At 38.9% G+C, this 6,929-nt stretch carries 12 protein-coding genes; all 12 read right to left on the bottom strand.

Annotated features, from left to right (window positions below; genetic code table 11):
* Positions 1 to 133 precede the first annotated feature (133 nt).
* Positions 134 to 604: a hypothetical protein gene (locus ACTHJT_RS14305; protein WP_440239380.1), complete on the bottom strand. Its 471-nt coding sequence runs from the start codon at positions 602 to 604 to the stop codon at positions 134 to 136.
* A gap of 210 nt (positions 605 to 814) precedes the next feature.
* Positions 815 to 1,702 carry an alpha/beta fold hydrolase gene (locus ACTHJT_RS14300; RefSeq protein WP_440239378.1) on the bottom strand — a complete coding sequence of 296 codons (888 nt, stop codon included), beginning with the start codon at positions 1,700 to 1,702 and terminating at the stop codon, positions 815 to 817.
* Positions 1,699 to 2,061, bottom strand: a complete 363-nt coding sequence (locus tag ACTHJT_RS14295; RefSeq protein ID WP_440239376.1) for a DUF2200 domain-containing protein — start codon at positions 2,059 to 2,061, stop codon at positions 1,699 to 1,701. Before ACTHJT_RS14295 ends, ACTHJT_RS14300 begins: the two co-directional genes overlap by 4 nt.
* Positions 2,062 to 2,085: 24 nt before the next feature.
* On the bottom strand, positions 2,086 to 2,541 hold the full coding sequence (locus tag ACTHJT_RS14290; protein WP_440239374.1) for a hypothetical protein: 456 nt from the start codon (positions 2,539 to 2,541) through the stop codon (positions 2,086 to 2,088).
* A 134-nt stretch (positions 2,542 to 2,675) separates the two neighbouring features.
* Positions 2,676 to 3,245, bottom strand: a complete 570-nt coding sequence (locus tag ACTHJT_RS14285; RefSeq protein ID WP_440239372.1) for a hypothetical protein — start codon at positions 3,243 to 3,245, stop codon at positions 2,676 to 2,678.
* A gap of 71 nt (positions 3,246 to 3,316) precedes the next feature.
* A complete protein-coding gene (locus tag ACTHJT_RS14280; protein WP_440239370.1) occupies positions 3,317 to 3,628 on the bottom strand; it encodes an EthD family reductase in 312 nt (103 codons plus the stop codon).
* Between the two features lie 120 nt (positions 3,629 to 3,748).
* On the bottom strand, positions 3,749 to 4,057 hold the full coding sequence (locus tag ACTHJT_RS14275; RefSeq protein WP_440239368.1) for a hypothetical protein: 309 nt from the start codon (positions 4,055 to 4,057) through the stop codon (positions 3,749 to 3,751).
* Positions 4,058 to 4,084: 27 nt separating this feature from the next.
* The gene (locus ACTHJT_RS14270; RefSeq protein ID WP_440239366.1) at positions 4,085 to 4,549 is read right to left on the bottom strand and encodes a hypothetical protein; all 465 of its coding nucleotides are present in this window, start codon (positions 4,547 to 4,549) and stop codon (positions 4,085 to 4,087) included.
* 41 nt (positions 4,550 to 4,590) lie between these two features.
* The gene (locus ACTHJT_RS14265; RefSeq protein ID WP_440239363.1) at positions 4,591 to 5,043 is read right to left on the bottom strand and encodes a VOC family protein; all 453 of its coding nucleotides are present in this window, start codon (positions 5,041 to 5,043) and stop codon (positions 4,591 to 4,593) included.
* A gap of 10 nt (positions 5,044 to 5,053) precedes the next feature.
* Positions 5,054 to 5,839 (bottom strand): NADAR family protein, encoded by a 786-nt coding sequence (locus ACTHJT_RS14260; RefSeq protein WP_440239360.1) that lies wholly within the window; start codon positions 5,837 to 5,839, stop codon positions 5,054 to 5,056.
* Between the two features lie 30 nt (positions 5,840 to 5,869).
* A complete protein-coding gene (gene arr, locus ACTHJT_RS14255) occupies positions 5,870 to 6,295 on the bottom strand; it encodes an NAD(+)--rifampin ADP-ribosyltransferase (RefSeq protein WP_440239358.1) in 426 nt (141 codons plus the stop codon).
* 10 nt (positions 6,296 to 6,305) lie between these two features.
* On the bottom strand, positions 6,306 to 6,929 hold a 624-nt coding region (locus tag ACTHJT_RS14250; RefSeq protein WP_440239356.1), incomplete at its 5' end, for a CPCC family cysteine-rich protein.

The following is a 6,929-nucleotide window of genomic DNA, read 5'->3' as shown; positions in this document are numbered from 1 at the left end:
ATTCCTTTCATAAAATTGCCCGTACATATGAAAACTCACCATCCAGAATAACAGAGCTATCAAAGGAGCTTTTGATGCGTAACGCATTTGCTTGATATGTTGATGCTGGTGATTGTATAGGGATAGTTTCATCTTAGTAATTTTCTTCATATTTAAATAATGCAGCCTCTCCTAAAACATCGGTAAAGGCATCGTAACCGGCAAAGAATCTTTTATTGGCAGCTTCAGATTCAATCATCATGTAGGGCGGACGATAATCGGAAGCAACAAAAACGCCAACACCATTAATGATCTGATCCGGTAAAATAATGATCTGATCAATGGATTTTTTTTCTGTCTCATTAAATCCGCGCCACCATTTAATATAGGTATAAGGTTTTTCGAGAAACATTTCTTTGTTCAGTTTTATTCCCGACCATTGCAGACTATCATAGTATGCGATGAATTTATTTTCTAACGGTTCAAGTATTGCTCTGTTCCTCATTTTTATTGAATCAAATTTTACCTGGTTCCAGTTATCCTCAAATCTGATTTTAACAGATAAGGTATCTGATTTATTTAAAGACCCGTTCCAGTTGCGCAGCGGACTGATAGCTGTATTCACAAAAAAAGTATCTATAAAAGTAAGCCTGATTATTTCATTATCCTGGCTGATACGCCACGATTTCGTTTTTACTTTCTTTTCTAATTTGCTGTACAGATCAGATTTTACTTTTCTTATAGAGCTGCTGTTTTGCGCTTGTATCGCATAAAAAAGAAATATGAAAAGTATTGTCAAACATGCTCTCATCTTACTTGCCTCCAGGCTGTTTTATTACTTCATATTGTCATCAAGAAAATTCTCAATAATCGGAACAATAAAATCACTGTCTTTGTAGTCTTTTCTTAAGGTCGTAATCTCGCCGATATATGCGCCATGTCCGCCGGGAATAATAGCCAGGCGGGAACCGGGTATTAGCTTTGACATGGCAACAATATGCCCGTTCGTAGCGACGTCCCGGTCACCATTGATTAAAAGTACAGGCGACTGGATTGATTTTATCTGTTCATCCGGAAAATCCTTAAAATGAATCATTCTGTCTGCACATTTCTGATACATGTTCATGAGCTTTATACTGTCCGGATTCACTTTCATAAAAGCATCCTTGTATTGCTGTGGCATCTGTTCAAAGCTACCATGATTCATAAACTCCCAGAACTGTGGAAACGCACCATCCCGTTTTAATAAAACCGATGCGCCTACTACTTTATCACACAGCTGTGGATGACGGATAGCGATCTGCAGCGCCGTATTACCGCCATTACTGAATCCAAGGATATCTGCCTTGTCGACGTTAATATTTTTTAAAAGTGCTGCCACATCATCGGCATCCTGTTCAAAGGAAAGCGGGGCATCTCTGTCGCCGGTGCGGCCGTGCGCCTGCAGCTCAACACAAATCAACTGCCTGTCTTTTGCAAACAAAGGAATCACCCGCCCAAATGAAGTTTCAATCGTAGAGCCACCACCATGAATCAATACAAGCGGTTTTCCTTTGCCGTAGATTTCATAATACATTTTTATGCCATTTACCTCAGAATAGCCGCTTTTAAGCGGTAAGCTATCATTTGCTTTTTCAACCATATTGGTATTGTTCATTTCTGTCTTATTGCATGAAGCCAGCAGCAGTATTGCTGATGCGAAGGTTACTAAGATATATTTCATGACCGTAATATTTTTTCCATCTTTTTCCCCTTTGCCAATTCGTCCACCAGCTTGTCGAGATAACGTACCTGTTTCGTCAGCGGATTATTAATCTCTTCTATACGATAACCACAAATCATACCAGTAATAAGCTCCGCTTTCGGATTAAGTGATGCACGCTGGAAAAATGTTTCAAACGTTACCTTTTCTTTGATCAGTTCCTGCTGCTTCTTTGTATTGAAACCAGTCAGCCATTCTATGACCTGCTGTAGCTCTGCTTCTGTACGGCCTTTCTTCTCTACTTTCGCCACGTACATGGGATATACCGAAGCAAAAGTCATGCTTGCCATCCGTTCGTTATGTTTGTCAGAAGTATTCATCGTTTGAATGATTAAATTTATGTTTTATTCTTGCAGGTTAAACAAGGAATTTCGCAATTCAAAATAGTCTTTATCTTTCCAATCACAGGCACCGTCACTGAATATTTCACCTTTAGAGTAGATTATCCTGGTCAACTGAGTCACTGAAGCTACTTCATCACATTTACCCGGTATCATTGAAGCCGTAAGCAGATATATACGCAGGTCATTGATCTGAGCTTCGGTCAGACTATCATTTTTCAGATATGCAGTTTTTTGAGGCCATGAAAAATTATCCGTCTGTGTTTCTTCCGCATAAAAGCGATTACCTGTCTGCTTTACTATTAATCTGAATATGTCGTGGCCATCGTCTCCTACCTCATATCGGATTTCAACAGGAACAAGTTTTTTCTCTGCCAGTATTTTGTCAAGCGAAGGCTGGCAGCTGATCAGCAGCAACGCAGAAATGATCAAAAGGAAGATTTGAAAAAAACATTTCATACATGTATACCTGTACAGACCTGATTGATCAGCGATCTGATAAAACGAATATAAGTATACAAAAAATGCGCTGTTTTAGCAGTGGTTTATACGTAAAAAGCAATCATATTTATCTACTTTACCTGATAAAATGATTAATGACCATAATTAGCTGGAATTGTTCGGGAAATCAATTTTAACTTTTCAATTGCAATTTTATCTCCCCAGACCTTCCAATCATTTTCTGCAGTCTGCCTGAAACAAAATTCCTTAAAGAAGGCAATAGCAGGCTCTTCTATACCATTGGAATGAAGGATTATTTTTATTTGCTCCAGGTAATCAAGTGTAGCAGGCGATCCATCCCTGACCCCTCCATATAATGCCTGGGTTCCGATTTGTATGGTTAAATCAATTAACGCGCATATTTCATGATTGACCTGTCCGTACAATTTTCGGAACTTTAAAAATTGTTCTTCTGTAAGAAATTCGAAATACAATTCTTTATATGGTTTATTTTCAAGTACACAAAAAGGTCTACATTCCCCTTCCTGTTCAGCCCATTTTGCTAAATCTTTAATCTCAGGTGCTGAAGGATAACGCCATAAAAAATTAAAAAGCAAACTCCAGTCAAGATCTTCAAATCCAAATTTGCGGATGGAATTTTCAATGCAACATATGCCAAATGCCATTCTTCCCCGAATGGTTATGTCTGAAAACTCATTCATATGATATCAATTGTAATCGTGTCTCCTTAAGTACTTACAATCTACCTTAAATCAGTATAGAAAAAAATCTTTCAGGTATTTTGAGTGTCGTACAAATAGATTTGTACATCTTCATTCCCTGCCAGGATTCTCCTGTCTGCGGCACAGTGCTGACCTATTTCTGAACTGAAAGCGGCCTTCATGGCATCAAGTGATTCAAAATACAGATTTGCAATGCGATAAACATCCGCATGGCCGGTAGTCGATACAACTGGCCCATCATTTATTTCATACTTCAGCAAGCCCGGTAATTGTTTTGCCAATGGAACATGGACTTCGAAATAATGTTTTTCAAAGAAATCTTTATCCTGAGGTGTCTTATAGATGACGGTCATTTTTGCCATACCCGATTTGTTTAAGTGATTGTTCTCTTTTTACACAAACATACAATCTATGTGTAGTTACATACCGGTGTAAAATAGACTTTATGCTGGCCGAATTAGACAATAGAATTCATTAAGTGCCTATTCATGTATATCTTCAGAACTTGCTTCAAAGGTTTTATTAAAATCACGTATGCGTTTAGGATTGTCTCCATGAACTTCGTATTCAGCCCACAGCATGACATCTCTCGGATCAAGCGCTGCAGCTTTAATATGTTTATCAAGCGTTGTTAAATTACCTGCTGCTAAAAATACAATACATCGAATTATCCTGTCGGTATTCAGGTCGACCGTTTTGCTGACTGCCGCATGCAACCTGCGTATTGCTTCAGAAGCTTCCTGACCGAAGTCTGCAGTGATCCTTGTTGTAATATCTTCTTTAAAAACCATTGGTTGCGGGGAGTTATATGCGACAGACTATTTGATCTTCAGTCTTCCAAGCAAAACTGTCTCGTCCAAACGATCGTCGTTCTTCATGTCTATTGTTAAAAATATACCTATTACCTCTCCGCTTTTGAAATCATTTAACGCAACAAAATCAGACAACTTTATATACGCATTAAATCCCCATTTATAATTGGAGTTCACAACTTCTTTAATGATTTCATTTTTTTGATTTTTTATGGTCAATGTTGTAACTGCAGGTTTACCAAGTTGACCACACAAATAACGTTCTGCAAATAATGTATCGGTGAGCAGGTATTTTGTTTGATCAAAAACAGCAGTATCTCCCATTTTATTGCGTTCCCACGAGGCAAGCAATTCCTTATTACCAACGCTTATGTTCCATGAGTTTACATTTAGATCACTGTGCGTATCCGCTTTCCATGAACAAAGGAATATTGCAAGGCCTGTTAAAATAAGAATCAGCTTTGTTTTCATATGCACTGTTTATTATAAAATAGTAACTAGGAGTAATATGCCTACTTTTTCCCGATTGCTTCTGCCAGGCCTACCAGAATCCCTTCTGCTCCACGGATGTAACAAAGACGGTATGAATTTTCATACTGTACAATTTCACCAACAAGTGTTGCACCTTTGCTAATGAGTCTGGCCACAAGCTCGTCGATATCTTCCACGGCGAACATCGCACGCAGATAACCGAGCGCATTCACGGGTGCAGCACGATGATCTGAAACGACAGGTGGTGTAAGAAAGCGCGAGAGCTCAATGCGGCTATGACCATCCGGAGTAACCATCATAGCGATTTCCACACGCTGTCCGGCAACTCCGGTAACACGGCCCGCCCATTCCCCTTCTATGACTGCGCGGCCTTCCAGCTTCAAACCTATTTCTGTAAAAAAAGCAATCGTGTCGTCAAGGGATTCCACAACGATACCGATATTGTCCATTCGTAATAATTTACTTTTTGCCATAGTGAATGTTTTATAATTCAGACTTATTTTCCGCTAAGCGAATATCTTCTCTCACACAAACCAAAGCTTCTCCAAGCCAGTTCGTACCTTTCCACTTCGTTCTGTCAAACCTGTTTTCATCCGTCTCTGAAAGTCCGATCCCCCAGATTATATCATGAGGACTCGCTTCCACTAATGATTTATTGCCGGTATCAAGTAAAAACTTTTTAAGATTTTCATTCTGAGAGAACTTTGCAAAATTTCCTTTGTAAACAATCTCCAGTGCACGAGCATCCCATTTCACCGGATCAAACCCTTGAACCTGTCTGCCTAGTTCCTTCTGCTGCCTTGGATCATCCGTGCTTAAAATTTTTTCTGCTATTGAAGAGTTGTTAAAAAGCATTGCTTTGCTGTACATCATATATTGCTCTGTACTATTGAAACGAATCTTATCTATTTCAAATGTACAGGGATACCATTGTGAAAACGGATGTCTTGTTTTATAGAAAAAAACAAATTCCTCCTCATAAGAATTTGAGATCGGACAGAAAGTAATTTTATCATGCTCGAGCTTCGGGCTGTACCCATTAATGGAATCAGCCGTTTCCTGAGGATTAAAAATATTCCAGTAACGTTCAAACTCCTCTGTATCTAACGTTCCGGTTAGATAGGCATGCATGCGTTTAAACAAAGGGATTGCTGAACCTGAAATATTTTTCAAAGACTCAAATGTAAAATCTGCATAACCCGGAATCTCGTAATGCGTGCAAATACCCTGCGCGATTAAGATACCTTTATATAAAATTAAATTACTCATAAATAGCTTTGAAAAACTGCCTTATATAATTCAGTTTATGATTTCTCCTTTGTTATCCGCAATACGCTCACGCCATGTTTGTATTTCTTCAGGCGTCAGCCGCACCCAGTCTGTTATTTCCCCGACAATTTTCAATGGAGCTTGACTCCTGTACGAACGTGTGGGATTGCCCGGAAATTTTTTATCCGTAACATTCGGATCATTTTCAAAAGCACCTGTTGGTTCTACCAGATATACACGTTGATCTCCACTGCCCTGGGCAAGGGCCGCGGCAAGCCCCGCGCCATTCACCAATGCGGTAAAATAAATGTGATTCATGATCACTTCAGGTTTGTAATTTGAACGGAAACCAGCAGTGAGCAAATCCCCAACCTTGAGGTCAGCTCTTGTGCCATGATAAAACGGACCATGGTCTAAAACGTCTTTCTTATCTGGGCCGGTTACTTTATTTTCCATGTAGCAACGCTTATTTCCTTTTAATTAAGTCAATGATAACTTTAGCAGATTCTTTGCGCCACTCATCCCAAAGCGGGTCTGTAATATCTGTTGTTGATGAAATCTTATCACTCATCCTTTTCATTCTTTTCTCATGATTTGCCAGAATTATAAGCAACTCATATGTATCATTATTTATTTCGCCATTTAAACTGATTTCAAGTTCTTTTAAACGCCTCCCGATAATAAGCCTGTTTTCTGTAAGTGAAAGATTAGCATTGGGGCCACCCCAGATTTCATCAGCTTTTTCATTATCCTGGTTATCATCTTCCCAATTACAAATAGCACAGATGTCATATCCACCACGTGATTCAAGTGTTGGAAAACCACAACCCGGGCAGGTAAAAATTTTCAATTTATTTTTTTTGATAAACGAATCAAATATACTACGTCTTGCGGCAAATGCTTCTAGTATTGAATAGTCATCAACAGTCAGCCTTGTTCTATCAAATTTTTCCGGATACATTTTAATGGATTTTATTATCTTTCCAGGATATAATTCAACGCCGTTACACCGCTTGAAAATTGCTTGGTATCTATCAGCTTGAGTTTTATTTGATCCTCGATATCTGTAAACAACGGAATCCCCTGTGCG

This window comes from Cytophaga sp. (assembly GCF_051961495.1).
Taxonomy (GTDB): domain Bacteria; phylum Bacteroidota; class Bacteroidia; order Cytophagales; family Cytophagaceae; genus Cytophaga.
This window is presented reverse-complemented; position numbering and strand designations above follow the sequence as displayed.

Coding starts and splice junctions, on each gene's coding strand:
- ACTHJT_RS14295 (WP_440239376.1), bottom strand. CDS start 2,061: ATGAATACTTCTGACAAACATAACGAACGGATGGCAAGCATGACTTTT.
- ACTHJT_RS14265 (WP_440239363.1), bottom strand. CDS start 5,043: ATGGCAAAAAGTAAATTATTACGAATGGACAATATCGGTATCGTTGTG.
- ACTHJT_RS14300 (WP_440239378.1), bottom strand. CDS start 1,702: ATGAAATATATCTTAGTAACCTTCGCATCAGCAATACTGCTGCTGGCT.
- ACTHJT_RS14290 (WP_440239374.1), bottom strand. CDS start 2,541: ATGAAATGTTTTTTTCAAATCTTCCTTTTGATCATTTCTGCGTTGCTG.
- ACTHJT_RS14275 (WP_440239368.1), bottom strand. CDS start 4,057: ATGGTTTTTAAAGAAGATATTACAACAAGGATCACTGCAGACTTCGGT.
- ACTHJT_RS14280 (WP_440239370.1), bottom strand. CDS start 3,628: ATGGCAAAAATGACCGTCATCTATAAGACACCTCAGGATAAAGATTTC.
- arr (WP_440239358.1), bottom strand. CDS start 6,295: ATGGAAAATAAAGTAACCGGCCCAGATAAGAAAGACGTTTTAGACCAT.
- ACTHJT_RS14270 (WP_440239366.1), bottom strand. CDS start 4,549: ATGAAAACAAAGCTGATTCTTATTTTAACAGGCCTTGCAATATTCCTT.
- ACTHJT_RS14260 (WP_440239360.1), bottom strand. CDS start 5,839: ATGAGTAATTTAATTTTATATAAAGGTATCTTAATCGCGCAGGGTATT.
- ACTHJT_RS14285 (WP_440239372.1), bottom strand. CDS start 3,245: ATGAATGAGTTTTCAGACATAACCATTCGGGGAAGAATGGCATTTGGC.